Origin of the sequence: Enterobacter sp. CCUG 70166 (assembly GCF_020224095.1) — a bacterium.
GTDB classification, from domain to species: Bacteria; Pseudomonadota; Gammaproteobacteria; order Enterobacterales; family Enterobacteriaceae; genus Enterobacter; species Enterobacter intestinihominis.
On the sequence record NZ_NRIQ01000004.1, the window covers coordinates 63820 to 80438 of the forward strand.

The window sequence follows — 16619 nt, forward strand, 5'->3', positions numbered from 1 at the left end:
AGCCGCACCAAGCAGTCCCCTCTCCCCTCCGGGGAGAGGGTTAGGGTGAGGGGAACGGATTACCTCAAAAGCATATTAAGGAGAATTATCATGAGCTTTATGTTGGCACTCCCCAAAATCAGCCTGCACGGCGCGGGCGCAATCGGCGATATGGTCAACCTGGTGGCGAGCAAGCAGTGGGGAAAGGCACTGGTTGTCACCGACGGTCAGTTGGTAAAACTCGGCCTGCTCGACAGCCTGTTTAACGCGCTGGACGCCCATCAGATGTCGTATCACCTGTTCGATGAGGTCTTCCCAAACCCAACGGAAGCGCTGGTGCAAAAAGGCTATGCGGCATATCAGGATGCAGAGTGTGATTACCTGATTGCCTTTGGCGGCGGCAGCCCGATTGATACCGCCAAGGCAATCAAAATCCTCACTGCCAACCCCGGTCCGTCAACCGATTATTCCGGCGTCGGCAAGGTGAAAAACGCGGGCGTGCCGCTGGTGGCGATCAACACCACCGCAGGCACGGCAGCGGAGATGACCAGCAACGCGGTGATCATCGACGCCGCGCGTCAGGTTAAAGAGGTGATTATCGACCCGCACATCATCCCGGATATCGCCGTGGACGATGCCAGCGTGATGCTCGATATTCCGGCCTCCGTGACCGCCGCAACCGGCATGGACGCGCTAACCCACGCCATTGAAGCTTACGTCTCCGTGGGCGCACACCCGCTGACCGATGCCAACGCGCTGGAAGCCATTCGTCTGATCAACCTCTGGCTGCCGAAAGCGGTCGACGACGGTCACAACCTGGAAGCGCGCGAGCAGATGGCTTTTGGGCAGTATCTGGCGGGCATGGCGTTTAACAGCGCCGGGCTGGGGCTGGTGCATGCTCTGGCGCACCAGCCGGGCGCGACGCACAACCTGCCGCACGGCGTCTGCAACGCCATCCTGCTGCCGATCATCGAAAACTTTAACCGCCCGAACGCGGTCGCCCGATTCGCCCGTGTGGCGCAGGCGATGGGCGTTGACACGCGCGGCATGAGCGACGAAGCGGCCAGCATGTCCGCCATTCAAGCGATTCGCGATCTAAGTGCCCGCGTCGGCATTCCGTCCGGATTTAGCCAGCTCGGCGTCACCAAAGCCGATATTGAAGGCTGGCTGGATAAAGCGCTCGCTGACCCGTGCGCGCCGTGCAACCCACGTACCGCCAGCCGCGATGAGGTCCGCGAGCTGTACCTGGAGGCATTATGATCCGCAAAGCGTTTGTGATGCAGGTAAACCCGGATGCGCACGAGGAGTATGCGCGCCGCCACAACCCGATCTGGCCTGAGCTGGAAGCGGTACTGAAAGCCCACGGCGCGCACCACTACGCCATTTACCTCGACAAAGCCCGCAACCTGCTGTTTGCGACAGTGGAGATTGAATCGGAGGAGCGCTGGAACGCGGTGGCAAATACCGACGTCTGCCAGCGCTGGTGGAAACATATGGCTGACGTTATGCCGTCTAACCCGGACAACAGCCCGGTGAGTGCGGAGCTGAACGAGGTGTTTTACCTGGACTGATGTGTTAACGCTGCTGCCCCTGCGGTAGCAGCTATCTCCCGCCTGCCACTCAGCGTAAACGCCGACACAACCGTAATCGCCAGCACGAAGCAGCCCAGCATCAGGTACGTCTCCTGGAAGCCGACCCGGTCATACATATTTCCGGCAAAGGCGGAGAGGAAGATCGCCGCCGACTGTTTGGCAAACTGGAAGCCAATCAGGTAGATGGTGGCCGACAGGCGCGTATCAAACACCCCGGTGATGTACTTGAATGCCCCCACCAGCAGGAACGGGACTTCCAGCGCGTGCAGCATCTTCAGGGCAATCACCTCCACGGCAGTGGTGGCAAACGACGAGCCGATAATGCGCGTCGCCATGATTACCCCGGCAATCAACAGCGTGTTTTTCGCGCCGATGCGGTTAATGATCCACGGCGAGCAGAACATGATGATCGCGTTACAGATTTCCCCGGCCGTGGTGGCGAAACCAAAGGCGCGGGTCCCCTCCTGCGGTGTGGCGAAAAAGGTTTTAAAGAAGGTGGCAAACTGCTGGTCGAAGACGTCATACACGCAGGCCACGCCAATCACGTACAGGATGAACATCCACATTCTGCGCTGGCGGAACAGGGTGAAGACGGTTTTAGCGGTGATCTGCGGCTGATTGGCGCCCAGGGCATTCATCACCTGCGCCGTCTGGTTGGGCTTCGGTTTCGCAACCACCAGCAGCAGCATCAACAAAAGCGCTGCCGCCGATCCCATCCAGAAAACATACGACGGATCGATGCCGAACAGGATGCCGCCCGTTGAGGCGCACAGCCCCCAGCCGAGACAGCCGAACATGCGCGCCTTGCCGTACTCAAAAAAGCTGTTGCGGCTCACGCGTTCAATGTAGGCCTCAATCGCCCCCGAACCCGCTGAGAAGACAAAGCCGATATACAACCCACCGCTCAGCGCCCCCAGCCAGATATTGGTTTTCAGCAGCGGGGCGAAGACGTACAGGAAGAACGGCGCGAACAGGAACAGCAGCACCGAAATGATCCACAGCAGGTGTTTTTTCAGCCCCAGCTTGTCCGAAATGACCCCCAGCACCGGCTGGAAGGCAATGGCCGACAGCGAGATGCAGGAGAAAACAATCCCCGTATGGGTTTTGTTCAGGCCGATGATGTCCGACAGCCAGATCGGCAGGAACGGAAAACAGGTGGCCATGATGAAGAAGTAGAGAAAGAAGAACAGCCCGAAGATCCAGAAGTTAGGGTTGTCTTTGTGGGTACAGGTTGTTGTGTTCATTATTTTTATCCTCAACGGAGGGCCGGTTGCCCGGCCCGTCACCCTTACACGCGTTCCACACCAATCAGAATGGCGGTTTCCGGATCCAGAATTGGCAGCGCAATACCCGCCTGCATCAGCCATTCACCGCTTACCGTTTGCGGCGCGTCCATCCACGCCGGCAGCTTGCGCATGGTGTGCCCGCCCTCGCCCGTAATCTGAATGTTCGGATGATCGAGCAGCGTGATGCGGTACTGCGCGCTGGCGTCTAACCCCGGCATGCGCAGCGGCATCATCAGGGTGTAATCCGGCATCGCGAGCTGGCTGACCAAAAACAGCCCCTGCGTCTTGTCTTCGCTCAAAATACCCTGCGCCAAAGTGGTGGCGTCCGGCATATCCACGCGCCACTGGGTGCCGTGATGAATGACCTCGCGCCACCGCTTATACAGCGCGGCGTAATGTCGATAGCCTTCACGCTCCTGCGCGTCGACGGTGAGCGGATCCAGCTCCAGCCCCATGTGACCAAACAGCGCCGTCAGCCCGCGGAACTGAATGCTGTGCTGGCGGAAGGTAGCGTGACATTTATGATGACCGATATGCGCCCCCATCACCTCCGGCGGGAAGAAGTAGCTCATGCCGCGCTGGATAGTGTTGCGCTCCAGCGCGTCGTTATTGTCGGACGCCCAGAAGCGGTGGCAGCGGGTCAGCACTTCATAATCGATTCGCCCGCCGCCGGAGGAACAGGATTCAAACTCAATGTGCGGGAAACGCTCGCCCAGCACGTCCAGCAGGCGATAAAACTGGCGCGTCTGGGCATCGGCGGCGGCTTTGCCCTTGTTCCCTGGCTGCACCAGCTCGCGGTTCATGTCCCATTTCACGTAGTCGACCGCGTGTTCGCCCAGCAGCCAGCTCATGCGCTCGACCAGATAATCAAAGGCCTGCGGAATATTAAGATTGAGCACCAGCTGATGTCGCCCGGTCGGCTGGGCGTAGCCCGGCAGCGCCAGCACCCAGTCAGGGTGCGCGCGGTACAGATCGGAATCCGGGTTAATCATCTCCGGCTCAACCCAGATACCAAACTCCATGCCGAGCTGTTTAACGTGATCGATTACCGGCTTAAGGCCGTTCGGGTATTTTTTCTCGTCCAGATACCAGTCGCCCAGCGCGGCGTGGTCGTCGTTGCGGCCTTTGAACCAGCCGTCGTCAATGATAAAGCGCTCCACGCCCAGCGCTGCGGCCTCGTCGGCCATGCGCATGATGTAGTCCGGATCGTGGTCGAAGTAGATCCCCTCCCAGGTGTTGAGATGCACCGGGCGCGGTTTATCTTCCGGGAAGCGGATAACGTTATCGCGGAGGTAGCGGTGGAACCGCTGGCTCATGCCATTCAGCCCGTGCGGGGAGTGGCTGGCATACAGGCGCGGCGTCCAGAGCGTTTCCCCCTCTTTAATCGCCATTTCACCCGGCAGGTAGAGCGCTTCGGCCTGCATATAGCGGCGGCCGTCGGTTTTCGCTTCCGCGCGCAGGCGGTGGTTGCCGCTCCAGCCCAGATGCACGCCCCAGACGTCGCCCTGCATTTCGCTGAACGATGGCGTACCGGCGATCAGCGCCGGGAAATGTTCGTGGGAGGTTTTACCCCGGCGGTTTTCAATCACAAAGCTGTCATGTTCAAGCATCACGCGGTGCGGCTGAAACTCCCTGATCCAGCGTCCGTGGAAGGCCATCACCTCCTGCGCGCGCTCGGCAATCGGGAGCGTCACGGCAAAGCGATCCACCTGCCACGCCTGCGTTTTCAGGTTGGTTAACCCATGGCGCACCACCAGTACGCCGCTGGCATCCAGCGTTAATTCACTGGTCAGGCGCAGGCCCGCCTGTTTATCTTCCGCCGTTACCGTCAGGGTTTGCCCCTGCTGTTGTACGCCTGTGGTGGTGAAGACAGGCGAACCGTCCAGCCCCTGGCGATGCCCCTCGATGCCGGACGAACCAAACAGGCCGTGCCCCAGCTCTGCCATCAGCGTGACGGGCGAGTCGACGTCCAGCCTGCCGTTAGCAACCGGCCGCGCCAGCGTAGCGACATCCTGCGGCGAAAAGTGGTGAAGGTGCGGTCCCCAGTAGAGAATTTCGGAGAACGGATGGGTTTTTAGCACCACGTCAACCGTATTGCTTTCAAGTCGAAAAATGGCATCTTGCATCGGACATCTCCTGTCATCGGGATGTCCTGAGTGTTGATCCGAAACGTTTCGGATATAAACCACAACGTTTCGGATCTGTGATCGAGTTTTGAATTTTTGGTGTAATCAGGCCGTCTGGCCTGGGGAAAATTCCGGCTGCCAGAGCACCTGAAGCGTATCAATGTCGTCGCCGTTAATCAGCTGGCGCACCATATCGGCAATCTGTTTCCCGACACCCTGACGGGTAGACTGGATCACCGCCGCGACGTCGATATCGACAATGCTGTCCTGCGGTAAACCGTCATAGACCACCAGCGAGACGGCATTTTCACCGGTTAAGCGCCCCATCTGCGCCAGAGCCATCGCTGCGCCGTCGCCATGAGTGTTGCAGTCGGTAATGATGGCCGTGGGCGGCTGCGGCAGGGAGAGAAGTTCTTGCGTGGTGGCATACCCCACGCGGCGCGAAGGGGGCATGGCGCGCAGCCATTCGCTGGAAAGACCGGCTTCCCGCAGCGCGTCCAGGAAGCCCTGGCGACGCTGGGTGATGAATGCCTGGTTGTTGCTTTCGCCCAGCAGCGCAATGCGCTGATGGCCTTTCTCGATCAGCCAGCGGGTGGCCTGATACGTACCGGCATAGTTGTCGAAATCGAACCACGCGTACGGCTGCGGCAGCTGGCTGCGGCCGAGCGCCAGGAACGGGAACCCGGCGGCCTGAAGCTGCTCAAGACGCGGATCGTGATCCAGCGTATGCGCGACAATCAGCGCATCCACGCGTCGGCTCTGCATCATGCGCATATAGCTGTGTTTGTCCGCCAGATCGTCGTCAGCGATGAGCAGCAGGTCAATCTCATGTCGCGCCAGTTCGTGGCTAATTTCGCCGACCATGTCCATAAAAACGCTGTTATTGAGCGGAACAGGATGCACCGGAAACACCAACCCGACGGCGTCGATTTTGCCCATCTTCAGGCGACGGGCAAAGGTATTTGGTCGGTAGCCACGGCGCTGGGCCTCCGCTTCCACGCGGGCGCGCGTCTCAGCAGAAACGTCGTCATATCCGTTGAGGGCGCGGCTGACGGTGGTAACAGACAGCCCCAGTTCTTTGGCAATGGCTTTAAGCGACATGATTTTCCGTATCTTCTTTAGTTTTGTTCCGCCACCAGCAGCGCGTGCGTATCTGGCTCCAGCGCCTTAAAGATATGCGGCTGGTCAGCGGGATAGCAAATGTAATCTCCCGGGCCGAGCTCTTCCGCCGCGTCGATCAGGCCGACCATCGCCCGCCCCTGGGTCACGATAATATGCTCAACCGACCCTGGCGGATGCGGCTGGGAAATACGGTCTGCCCCCGGCTGAGTCAGCAGCAGGTAGATATCACGACGCGCCCCCGGCGGACACGCCGCGAGCAAAATCGCCTCGTAGTTCGCCTGCCCGGCGACAACTTTTGTGCCCTCGCCGCGGCGGATCACCTGCGTGACGGGCTGCTGTGGCTCCAGTAATCGGGCAAACGGAATATCCAGCGCCACGCAAAGCGACCAGAGCGTTTCCAGGCTAGGGTTGCCGTTGCCAGACTCCAGTTGTGAAAGCGTGGATTTGGCGATCCCGGCACGGCGGGCGATCTCCGCCAGCGAAAGTCCGGTTCGCAGGCGTTCTCGCACCAGGCTTCTGGCGATTACGCTGATTGGCTGCGTCATAATAACGGCCTCATTCTCTCTATAACGAACGAATCGTTCGTCTTGTAAAACGTTTTTGATGCGTTCATTATAATGGAAATACGTTCGATATGGCTAAAATGGTATGAAGAATCACCTCTCTTGCCTGAAAGGCGACACGATAAAAGCGATCGTCCTGGTCTGCCTCGCGGTGGGCGTGGTCGGCATGTCCTACGGCTCGCTGGCGATGGCCTACGGCTTCCCGCTGTGGGTGCCGTTTGTTCTCTCCCTCACGGTGCTGGCAGGCGCATCCGAGTTTATGTTCATCGGCATCGTGGCGAGCGGCGGCAATCCGCTGGCGGCGGCCGCAGCCGGTTTACTGGTAAACGCGCGCCATGTGCCGTTCGGCGTGACGGTGCGTGACCTGGTGGGCAAGCGCGGCCTGAGCTTTCTGGGCTGTCATATCATGAACGATGAAAGCGTGGTGTTTGGCCTGTCGCAAAAAACCGCCGAGCAGCGTAAAGCGGCCTACTGGCTGTGCGGGTTAGGCGTGGCAATCATCTGGCCACTGGGCGCGGTGCTGGGGGCGATGGTCGGCAAGCTACTGCCAGACCCGGAAACCATCGGGCTGGACGCGGTGTTCCCGGCGATCCTGCTGGCGTTAGTGGTGCCGGCATTTAAAAACCGCACCACGCTGATCCGCGCCTGTAGCGGCGCGTTGTTGTCGCTGGCAGCCGTGCCGTTCGCACCGGTGGGCCTGCCGGTGCTGCTCTCTTTGCTCGGCCTTGCCGCGAGGAAAAAATAATGGAAAACATGACGGTCTTTATTCTCGGCATCGCCATTCTTTCTGCCGGAACCTATCTGATGCGTCTCGGCGGGGCAAAACTCGGCAGCCGGCTGGCGCTTTCTGAACGTTCGCAGGCGCTGCTTTCAGATGCGGCTACCGTTTTGTTGTTCTCCGTCGCGCTGGCGACAACGTTTTATGAAGGGGACCATTTTGCCGGGATGGCGCGCGTGCTGGGGGTGGGGTTCGCGGTGTTTTTGGCCTGGCGCAAAATGCCGTTAATTGTGGTGATCGTCGCGGCGGCGGTGGTGACGGCGCTGCTGCGTCTGGCGGGCATAAACTAAAAAAGCGCCCCATGGGCGCTCTTTCGACGGTACTGCGAAATTATTTGTTCAGTTCAGCGGTCATGTGTACGCGGTTACCGGTGAATGCCTGAGTAATTTTGTAGGATGACGCGCCCGCTTCCTGAGCCTGTGCGGCGATTTTAGCTTCTGCACCGTCCAGCGTAGAGGCGGATGCGGTCACAGTCTGCGCAGCGAAAGAACCGAAAGATGTAGCCAGAGCGATTACTGCGACAAAAGTTTTGATGCTTTTCATGAGATAAACCCTTTCGTTAAGTTGTTTAGATAAGGCACCGTGCCTTGATGAGATAAATACTAGACCTCATCATGAACAACTAAAAGCGGAAGGATTTGCTATACTCATTCAAAATTACTGATTAACAATTAATCGCTGCGGATGGGTGTAAATTGTCGCCCTGCCTGGCTTGCAGAACCCCACCAGCGTCAGGTTGCAGCGCTCCGCCACTTCAACCGCCAGCGTGGTTGCCGCTGACACCGCAAACAAAATTTCCACGCCGCACATGGCGGATTTTTGCACCATCTCGTAGCTGGCGCGGCTGGAAACGAGCGCGGCCCCTTGCTGCCAGACGTTGTTTTCCCGAGCGCGACGGCCCAGCAGCTTATCCAGCGCGACGTGGCGGCCAACATCTTCATGCCCGCCTGCAATGCTCCCCGACGGCAATACCCACGCCGCCGCATGCGTACAACCGCTGAGCTGGCCGATGGGCTGAACGTCATTCAGGTGCACAAGCGCCCGATCAAGATGCGCCAGATTGAACGTCTGGGTGAACGGCAGCGGGATAATGGGTTTGCCGATATCGTTAAGCTGTTCAACACCGCACACGCCGCAGCCGGTACGTCCGGCCAGCGCCCGGCGGCGCTCTTTCAGCCCCATAAAGCGGCGGCTGGAGAGTTCGATTTGCACTTCGAGACCGTTACAGGCCGGTACGATGTCCATGCCGTAGATCTCCTGCGGATGCGCAATGATGCCTTCCGAGAGGGAGAAACCGATGGCGAACAGCTCGAGATCTTTCGGCGAGGCCATCATCACCACATGCGAAATCCCGTTGTAAACCAGGGCAACGGGGACCTCTTCCGCCAGAAAATCCGGCGTGGCATGTGAAATGTGAGGCGGTCTGTGTACCGACAGTTCCACGATGCCCGCAGGCAGTGGCGACGCGTGGGTAGCACGGTTTTGTTTAAACACGACGGTATTCCTGAACAACCACGGAAGTGAGCCTGCTATTGCACCACAAACAGCGGACCTTACGCATAGTATGGATCAACTTTTCAGCATCCATTCTCCTACTCAATTCGGAGGGGTGCAACCGGTCATCTGCTACACACCCTTAACATCCGCAGAGAGAAATGTGATTGATATCACACTTTATAATCAATGCCGTGATAATACGTTCACTTTGTTTTAACGCCGTTGGAACAGGCGTACCGACATTGTGGTATTCTGGGCTTATCCCTCGGAGAAATGAGGGATTAACGCAAATTTTTCTCCTTTGCGGTTAATTCTCAACCGCAAAGTAAAACTACATAGCAATGTCGTAATGAACCAAGGAGTGACCCATGCAGGTCAGCAGAAGGCAGTTCTTTAAGATCTGCGCTGGCGGTATGGCAGGCACCACGGCGGCGGCACTGGGCTTTGCGCCCGGCGTAGCGCTGGCGGAAACTCGGCAGTATAAACTGCTGCGCACCCGCGAAACCCGTAACACCTGTACGTACTGCTCCGTCGGCTGTGGGCTGTTAATGTATAGCCTCGGCGACGGTGCGAAAAACGCCAAAGCATCTATTTTCCACATCGAAGGCGATCCGGATCATCCGGTCAACCGTGGTGCGCTGTGTCCGAAAGGGGCCGGTCTGGTAGATTTTATCCACTCCGAAAGCCGCCTGAAGTTTCCTGAGTACCGCGCTCCCGGCTCTGACAAATGGCAGCAAATCACCTGGGAAGAGGCGTTCGATCGCATCGCTAAGCTGATGAAAGAAGACCGCGATGCCAACTTTATTGCGAAGAATGCCGAAGGCACCACCGTTAACCGCTGGCTCTCCACCGGCATGCTGTGTGCTTCAGCGTCCAGTAACGAAACCGGCTATTTAACCCAGAAATTTACGCGCGCACTCGGTATGCTCGCGGTCGACAACCAGGCGCGTGTCTGACACGGACCAACGGTAGCAAGTCTTGCTCCAACATTTGGTCGCGGTGCGATGACCAACCACTGGGTCGACATCAAGAACGCCAACCTTATTGTGGTGATGGGCGGTAACGCCGCTGAAGCGCACCCTGTCGGGTTCCGCTGGGCGATGGAAGCCAAAATCCACAACGGCGCGAAGCTGATTGTGATCGATCCCCGCTTTACGCGTACAGCGTCAGTGGCGGATTTCTACACCCCTATTCGTTCAGGTACTGACATCACTTTCCTGTCAGGCGTATTGCTGTACCTGATGACCAACGAAAAATATAACCGCGAGTACACCGAAGCCTATACCAACGCCAGCCTGATCGTGCGTGAGGATTACCACTTCGAAGATGGCCTGTTCAGCGGTTATGACGCCGAAAAACGCAGGTACGACAAAACCAGCTGGAACTACGAGCTGGACGAAAACGGCTTTGCGAAGCGCGACACCACCCTGCAACACCCGCGCTGCGTGTGGAACCTGCTGAAAGAGCACGTGTCCCGCTATACGCCAGAGGTTGTCGAAAACATCTGTGGGACGCCGAAGGCGGACTTCCTGAAGGTGTGCGAGTTGATTGCGGAAACCAGCGCGAAAGATAAAACCGCGTCGTTCCTGTATGCACTCGGCTGGACGCAGCACTCCATCGGCGCGCAGAACATCCGCACCATGGCGATGGTTCAGTTGCTGCTCGGCAACATGGGGATGGCAGGCGGCGGCGTTAACGCCCTGCGCGGTCACTCCAACATCCAGGGTCTGACCGACCTTGGCCTGCTGTCTCAGAGCCTGACGGGTTACATGAACCTGCCGAGCGAGAAACAGACTGACCTGCAAACCTATCTGACGGCCAGCACGCCAAAACCGCTGCTCGAAGGCCAGGTAAACTACTGGGGCAACTATCCGAAGTTCTTCGTCTCGCTGATGAAAGCCTTCTACGGCGACAAGGCGACGGCGGAAAACAGCTGGGGCTTTGACTGGCTGCCGAAGTGGGACAAAGGGTACGACGTCCTCCAGTACTTCGAAATGATGCACCAGGGCCAGGTCAACGGCTATATCTGCCAGGGCTTTAACCCGGTGGCGTCGTTCCCGAACAAGAACAAGGTTGTCGAGTCTCTGTCGAAACTGAAGTACCTGGTGACAATTGACCCGCTCAATACCGAAACCTCAACGTTCTGGCAGAACCACGGTGAGTCGAACGATGTCGACCCGTCGAAGATTCAGACCGAAGTGTTCCGTCTGCCGTCCACCTGCTTCGCGGAAGAGAACGGCTCTATTGTCAACTCTGGCCGCTGGTTGCAGTGGCACTGGAAAGGTGCGGACGCCCCGGGCATCGCCCTGAACGACGGCGAGATCCTGGCCGGTATCTTCTTACGCCTGCGTAAAATGTACGCGGCTGAAGGCGGCGCAACGCCTGAGCCGGTGCTGAACATGACCTGGAACTATTCGACGCCGGAAAACCCTGCGCCGGAAGAAGTAGCCATGGAGAGCAACGGTAAGGCGCTGGCGGACGTTATCGACCCGGCGACCGGCACCGTGCTGGCGAAGAAAGGCGATCAGCTCAGCACCTTCGCACACCTGCGTGACGACGGTACGACGTCAAGCGGCTGCTGGATCTTTGCCGGTAGCTGGACGCCGAAAGGCAACCAGATGGCCAACCGCGATAACGCCGACCCGTCGGGCCTCGGTAATACGCTGGGCTGGGCATGGGCATGGCCGCTTAACCGCCGCATCCTCTATAACCGTGCCTCTGCTGACCCGCAGGGCAACCCGTGGGATCCGAAGCGTCAGCTACTCAAGTGGGACGGCGCGAAATGGGGCGGCGTGGATATTCCGGACTACAGCACTGCAGCACCAGGCAGCGATGTCGGGCCGTTTATCATGCAGCCTGAAGGGATGGGGCGCCTGTTTGCTATCGATAAAATGGCGGAAGGTCCGTTCCCGGAACACTATGAGCCGTTTGAGACGCCGCTGGGTACTAACCCGCTGCACCCGAACGTGGTCTCTAACCCGGCAGCCCGTATCTTCAAGGGCGATTTTGAAGCGCTGGGTAAAAAGGACAAGTTCCCGTATGTCGGCACCACTTACCGTCTGACTGAGCACTTCCACTACTGGACCAAGCACGCGCTGCTGAATGCCATCGCGCAGCCGGAACAGTTTGTGGAGATCGGCGAGAAGCTGGCGAACAAACTCGGCATCGCCCATGGCGATACCGTGAAGGTCTCCTCTAACCGCGGCTACATCAAAGCCAAGGCGGTGGTGACCAAGCGTATTCGCACGCTGAACGTTCATGGTCAGCAGGTGGATACCATCGGCATCCCAATTCACTGGGGTTATGAGGGCGTGGCGAAGAAAGGGTTCATTGCGAATACCCTGACGCCGTTCGTCGGTGATGCGAACACGCAGACGCCGGAGTTTAAGGCCTTCCTCGTGAACGTGGAAAAGGTGTAACGGAGACGACTTATGGCTTATCAATCTCAAGACATTATCCGTCGTTCCGCGACTAACGGTTTCACGCCCGCGCCTCAGGCGCGGGACCACCAGCAGGAAGTGGCGAAGCTTATCGACGTGACCACCTGTATCGGCTGTAAAGCCTGTCAGGTGGCTTGTTCAGAGTGGAACGACATCCGTGACGAAGTGGGTCACAACGTCGGGGTGTACGACAACCCGGCGGACCTGACCGCCAAGTCCTGGACGGTAATGCGTTTCTCGGAAGTGGAACAGAACGACAAACTGGAATGGCTTATCCGCAAAGACGGCTGTATGCACTGTGCGGATCCGGGCTGCCTGAAGGCGTGTCCGTCAGAAGGGGCTATCATTCAGTATGCCAACGGCATCGTCGACTTCCAGTCTGAGCAGTGTATTGGCTGCGGCTACTGCATCGCGGGCTGTCCGTTCGACGTGCCGCGCATGAACCCGGAAGACAACCGCGTCTACAAATGTACGCTGTGCGTTGACCGCGTAAATGTCGGTCAGGAGCCAGCCTGCGTGAAGACCTGCCCAACCGGCGCTATCCACTTTGGCTCTAAAGAGGATATGAAAACGCTGGCGGCAGAGCGCGTGGGCGAGCTGAAAACCCGTGGTTACGATAACGCGGGCCTGTACGATCCGGCCGGGGTTGGCGGTACGCACGTGATGTACGTGCTGCACCACGCCGACAAGCCGAATCTGTACCATGGCCTGCCGGAGAACCCGGAAATCAGCGCCACCGTGAAGTTCTGGAAAGGTATCTGGAAACCGCTGGCCGCGGTCGGTTTTGCGGCCACCTTTGCAGCGAGCATCTTCCACTACGTCGGCGTTGGTCCGAACCGCGCGGAAGAGGAAGACGATAACCTGCATGAAGAGAAAGACGAGGTGCGCAAATGAGAAAACGTGACACCATCGTGCGCTACACCGCGCCGGAACGCATCAACCACTGGGTCACCGCCTTCTGCTTCATGCTGGCGGCGATAAGCGGGCTGGGGTTCTTCTTCCCCTCCTTCAACTGGCTGATGCAGATACTGGGCACGCCGCAGCTGGCGCGCATCCTGCACCCGTTCGTGGGTGTGGTGATGTTTGCCTCGTTTATCATCATGTTTTTCCGCTACTGGCACCATAACCTAATCAATCGGGATGATATCTTTTGGGCGAAGAATATTCGTAAGATCGTCGTCAACGAGGAAGTGGGTGATACCGGGCGTTATAACTTCGGCCAGAAATGCGTATTCTGGGCGGCGATTATCTTCCTGGTCCTGTTGCTGGTGAGCGGCGTGATCATCTGGCGTCCGTACTTTGCGCCTGCTTTCTCAATCCCGGTGATCCGATTTGCGCTGATGCTGCATTCATTTGCCGCAGTGGCGTTAATTGTGGTTATCATGGTGCATATCTACGCCGCCCTTTGGGTGAAAGGCACCATTACCGCGATGGTGGAAGGATGGGTAACCAGTACGTGGGCGAAGAAACATCACCCGCGCTGGTACCGTGAAGTCCGCCAGAAACAGGAAAAGTCATCTGAATGAGTATTCGCATAATCCCGCAAGATGAGCTGGGGTCGAGCGAGAAACGCACGGCGGATTATATTCCGCCGTTGTTGTTCCCCAGACTCAAGAACCTCTACAACCGCCGCGCAGAGCGTCTGCGCGAGCTGGCAGAGAACAACCCGCTGGGCGATTTTCTGCGTTTTGCCGCGCTGGTCGCCCATGCGCAGGAAGTGGTGCTATACGACCACCCGCTGCAAATGGATCTGACCGCACGCATCAAAGAAGCCAACGCGCAGGGCAAGCCGCCGCTGGACATTCACGTTCTGCCGCGCGACAAGCACTGGCATAAGCTGCTGCATTCGCTGATTGCCGAGCTGAAGCCCGAAATGAGCGGCACGGCGCTGGCGGTCATTGAGAACCTGGAAAAAGCCTCAGAGCAAGAGCTGGAAGAGATGGCGAGCGCGCTGTTTGCCTCCGACTTCTCGCTGGTGAGCAGCGATAAAGCGCCGTTCATCTGGGCTGCGCTGTCGCTCTACTGGGCGCAAATGGCGAGCCTGATCCCGGGTAAAGCCCGCGCTGAATATGGCGAAGCGCGCCAGTTTTGCCCGGTGTGCGGCTCAATGCCGGTCTCCAGCATGGTACAGATTGGTACGACGCAGGGGCTGCGCTACTTGCACTGCAACCTGTGTGAAACCGAGTGGCACGTGGTGCGCATCAAGTGCAGCAACTGCGAACAGACCCGCGATCTGAACTATTGGTCGCTGGAAAACGAAGACGCGGCGGTGAAAGCCGAAAGCTGCGGCGACTGCGGGACCTACCTGAAGATTCTGTATCAGGAAAAAGACCCGAAAGTCGAAGCGGTAGCCGACGATCTCGCCTCGCTGATCCTGGACGCGAAGATGGAGCAGGAGGGCTTTGCCCGTAGCTCGATCAACCCGTTCCTGTTCCCGGGGGAAGGGGAGTAATCTCCTGTGAGAATGCCGGGCGGCGCACGCTTGCCCGGCCTACAGGTGGTAAGGTGAAACGACCCCAGCAATACCCGAAAAGTCTTTCGTATTGCGCGAAATTAACGGACAGCTTCTGCTCTGAGCAGTAGCCAGAATAATGGCGTCAGGAAGCTTCATCCCGTGCTGTTCGCGAAGTAATACGCTTCTTTCAGCAATTTCCCTTGTTATATCAATAATTTCAAAGGCCCCCATCACGGCTGCCGTTTTTGCTTCTTGACCGTGCCTGCGAGCGCCCACCATTACTTCCATCCATGTGATGAGGCTAATGGCACGATGCGAAGCTGTGCGATCGATCGCATCCGCAGCCTCAACGTGGTTATTAAAAAGATCGATGAGGATATTGGTGTCAAACACAGCCATGTGCTCCATCATTACCACTCCTCACGCAGCTTGCGTTCGTACTCAAGCCCATCTTCCTGCTGATTTCCCCACAGGCCAAGCGCTTCGCGGATAACCGATGAATTCTGCTGGTCGAGATACAGTTCTATGGCTTCCCGCAGCAGTTCGGCGCGCGGCCGGTTGCGCAACTGCTTCAGGTTATCCAGTCGTTGAATCACGTCATCAGACAAATCGATCAGTATTCTGCCCATAGTAAGGTCCGCCAAAAGACTCATATATCACCTTAGTATATCATCCACGGTTAATTTTCAGGCAATATATCCATAATTAAGACATGGTTAAAGAACATTGTTAATGCAGTCACCGATTTTGCGAGCCGCTTTCCAGGACATTTATATCTTCAAATTCCTCTGTTTTCATCTTTCGTAAACCAGGCTATAAAGCTGTATATAAATACAGCATGAGGACGTAACCATGGCGCTGGAAAAGGGAATTGATAAGCTTGTACAAGATTTTATTGCAGCAGGGCGGCCTTCCTCGCGAAAGCAGAATATAGATGAACGGAGAGCCGGGTATGTTGCCAGCACAGCTCTGGCCGGGGAGACAGAAACTCGTGTCCAGGTTGAAACGCTTGTTCTTGAGGAGATGACCTTTCGGCTATTTTCGCCTGTCAATGCCCCTGAAACGTTACCTTGTGCCCTCTACTATCATGGCGGTTGTTTTGTCAGCGGTGGGTTTGAAACCCATGATAATCAGCTTCGCCAACTGGCGTTTTACGGTAACTGTCGGGTCATTGCGGTTCAGTACAGACTCGCACCCGAGCATACCTTCCCCGCTGCGCATGACGATGCAGAGAGAGCGGCAGATCTTGTCTGGCAAAATGCAGAACAATTAGGTGTGGATAAAAACCGGATTACACTTTGTGGAGACAGTGCGGGAGGGCATCTTGCGCTGGTAACGTCATTGCGGCTTAAGGCCAAAGGTCTCTGGGATCCCGCACAGCTCATTCTTATCTACCCCATGCTCGACGCTACGGCCAGTTTTGAAAGCTATACCCTCAATGGCATGGACTACGTAATTACTCGCGATACCCTTTTGAGCGGCTATGAAATGTATCTGGATAAAGCTGACCGTCAGCATCCTGAAGTCAGCCCACTGTGGCGCAACGACTTTAGCGGTCTGCCGAAGGTCCACATTGTTACCGCTGAGTATGATCCGTTACGCGACGAAGGCGAGGCGCTTTATCAGCGCCTCACGGAGCAAGGCGTGAAGTGTACCGCTCAACGATGGCGGGGTGTAATTCACGGCTTCTTCCAGTTGGGTGGAATTAGCCAGTCAGCGCGAGACGTTATGCGAGATATTGCCTGGCGCATTAACCATGCCGGGCGAGAGTGAGAAGGAGA

The 16619-nt window shown here is 57.5% G+C and carries 17 protein-coding genes; 9 read left to right on the top strand and 8 right to left on the bottom strand.

Translation table 11 applies throughout. From position 1 onward, the window contains the following. The first annotated feature begins 90 nt into the window (after window positions 1-90). Together fucO and rhaM are read left to right on the top strand one after the other, a co-directional pair. Window positions 91-1239: a lactaldehyde reductase gene (gene fucO / locus CKK19_RS02200; protein WP_063853136.1), complete on the top strand. Its 1149-nt coding sequence runs from the start codon at window positions 91-93 to the stop codon at window positions 1237-1239. Continuing rightward, window positions 1236-1550, top strand: coding sequence for an L-rhamnose mutarotase (gene rhaM / locus CKK19_RS02205; RefSeq protein WP_022649824.1), 315 nt, complete (start codon window positions 1236-1238; stop codon window positions 1548-1550). Before fucO ends, rhaM begins: the two co-directional genes overlap by 4 nt. Here the strand turns inward: rhaM and CKK19_RS02210 are convergent. The 4 genes from CKK19_RS02210 to CKK19_RS02225 all read right to left on the bottom strand — a co-directional run bounded on the left by CKK19_RS02210 (window position 1538) and on the right by CKK19_RS02225 (window position 6650). Next, window positions 1538-2815, bottom strand: coding sequence for an MFS transporter (locus CKK19_RS02210; RefSeq protein WP_063853137.1), 1278 nt, complete (start codon window positions 2813-2815; stop codon window positions 1538-1540). The two genes, rhaM and CKK19_RS02210, sit on opposite strands and share 13 nt — an antisense overlap. A 44-nt stretch (window positions 2816-2859) precedes the next feature. Next, window positions 2860-4983: an alpha-galactosidase gene (locus CKK19_RS02215; RefSeq protein ID WP_063853138.1), complete on the bottom strand. Its 2124-nt coding sequence runs from the start codon at window positions 4981-4983 to the stop codon at window positions 2860-2862. A 105-nt stretch (window positions 4984-5088) separates the two neighbouring features. Next, entirely contained in the window at window positions 5089-6084 is a 996-nt protein-coding gene (locus CKK19_RS02220) for a LacI family DNA-binding transcriptional regulator (protein WP_063853139.1), read from the bottom strand. Between the two features lie 17 nt (window positions 6085-6101). Beyond that, window positions 6102-6650 carry a helix-turn-helix domain-containing protein gene (locus tag CKK19_RS02225; protein ID WP_023305101.1) on the bottom strand — a complete coding sequence of 183 codons (549 nt, stop codon included), beginning with the start codon at window positions 6648-6650 and terminating at the stop codon, window positions 6102-6104. A gap of 103 nt (window positions 6651-6753) precedes the next feature. Between CKK19_RS02225 and CKK19_RS02230 the strand changes: the two genes are divergently transcribed. Together CKK19_RS02230 and CKK19_RS02235 are read left to right on the top strand one after the other, a co-directional pair. Next, window positions 6754-7413, top strand: a complete 660-nt coding sequence (locus tag CKK19_RS02230; RefSeq protein ID WP_022649831.1) for an AzlC family ABC transporter permease — start codon at window positions 6754-6756, stop codon at window positions 7411-7413. Further along, window positions 7413-7736, top strand: a complete 324-nt coding sequence (locus CKK19_RS02235) for an AzlD domain-containing protein (protein WP_022649832.1) — start codon at window positions 7413-7415, stop codon at window positions 7734-7736. The genes CKK19_RS02230 and CKK19_RS02235 overlap by 1 nt, the downstream gene beginning before the upstream one ends. A gap of 40 nt (window positions 7737-7776) precedes the next feature. On the opposite strand, the gene CKK19_RS02240 is transcribed toward CKK19_RS02235, so the two are convergent. Then, window positions 7777-7989, bottom strand: a complete 213-nt coding sequence (locus CKK19_RS02240; RefSeq protein WP_003861966.1) for a DUF1471 domain-containing protein — start codon at window positions 7987-7989, stop codon at window positions 7777-7779. A 114-nt stretch (window positions 7990-8103) separates the two neighbouring features. After that, on the bottom strand, window positions 8104-8940 hold the full coding sequence (gene fdhD / locus CKK19_RS02245; RefSeq protein ID WP_063853140.1) for a formate dehydrogenase accessory sulfurtransferase FdhD: 837 nt from the start codon (window positions 8938-8940) through the stop codon (window positions 8104-8106). Window positions 8941-9311: 371 nt separating this feature from the next. Between fdhD and fdnG the strand changes: the two genes are divergently transcribed. The 4 genes from fdnG to fdhE are packed head-to-tail and all read left to right on the top strand — an operon-like array spanning window position 9312 to window position 14835. Beyond that, a complete protein-coding gene (gene fdnG / locus CKK19_RS02250) occupies window positions 9312-12362 on the top strand; it encodes a formate dehydrogenase-N subunit alpha (protein WP_139153886.1) in 3051 nt (1016 codons plus the stop codon). A 12-nt stretch (window positions 12363-12374) separates the two neighbouring features. Next, window positions 12375-13277 (top strand): formate dehydrogenase subunit beta, encoded by a 903-nt coding sequence (gene fdxH / locus CKK19_RS02255; protein WP_003861960.1) that lies wholly within the window; start codon window positions 12375-12377, stop codon window positions 13275-13277. Next, complete coding sequence (gene fdoI / locus CKK19_RS02260) at window positions 13274-13909, top strand: formate dehydrogenase cytochrome b556 subunit (protein WP_006808711.1); 636 nt, start codon at window positions 13274-13276, stop codon at window positions 13907-13909. The genes fdxH and fdoI overlap by 4 nt, the downstream gene beginning before the upstream one ends. After that, a complete protein-coding gene (fdhE, locus tag CKK19_RS02265; RefSeq protein WP_022649835.1) occupies window positions 13906-14835 on the top strand; it encodes a formate dehydrogenase accessory protein FdhE in 930 nt (309 codons plus the stop codon). The genes fdoI and fdhE overlap by 4 nt, the downstream gene beginning before the upstream one ends. Before the next feature lie 39 nt (window positions 14836-14874). On the opposite strand, the gene CKK19_RS02270 is transcribed toward fdhE, so the two are convergent. Further along, window positions 14875-15246 carry a type II toxin-antitoxin system VapC family toxin gene (locus tag CKK19_RS02270; protein WP_080339264.1) on the bottom strand — a complete coding sequence of 124 codons (372 nt, stop codon included), beginning with the start codon at window positions 15244-15246 and terminating at the stop codon, window positions 14875-14877. A 2-nt stretch (window positions 15247-15248) separates the two neighbouring features. Next, complete coding sequence (locus CKK19_RS02275; protein ID WP_023298920.1) at window positions 15249-15491, bottom strand: ribbon-helix-helix protein, CopG family; 243 nt, start codon at window positions 15489-15491, stop codon at window positions 15249-15251. 199 nt (window positions 15492-15690) lie between these two features. Here CKK19_RS02275 and CKK19_RS02280 point away from each other — a divergent pair, with 199 nt between their 5' ends. Beyond that, window positions 15691-16611, top strand: coding sequence for an alpha/beta hydrolase (locus CKK19_RS02280; protein ID WP_063146850.1), 921 nt, complete (start codon window positions 15691-15693; stop codon window positions 16609-16611). Window positions 16612-16619: the final 8 nt, after the last annotated feature.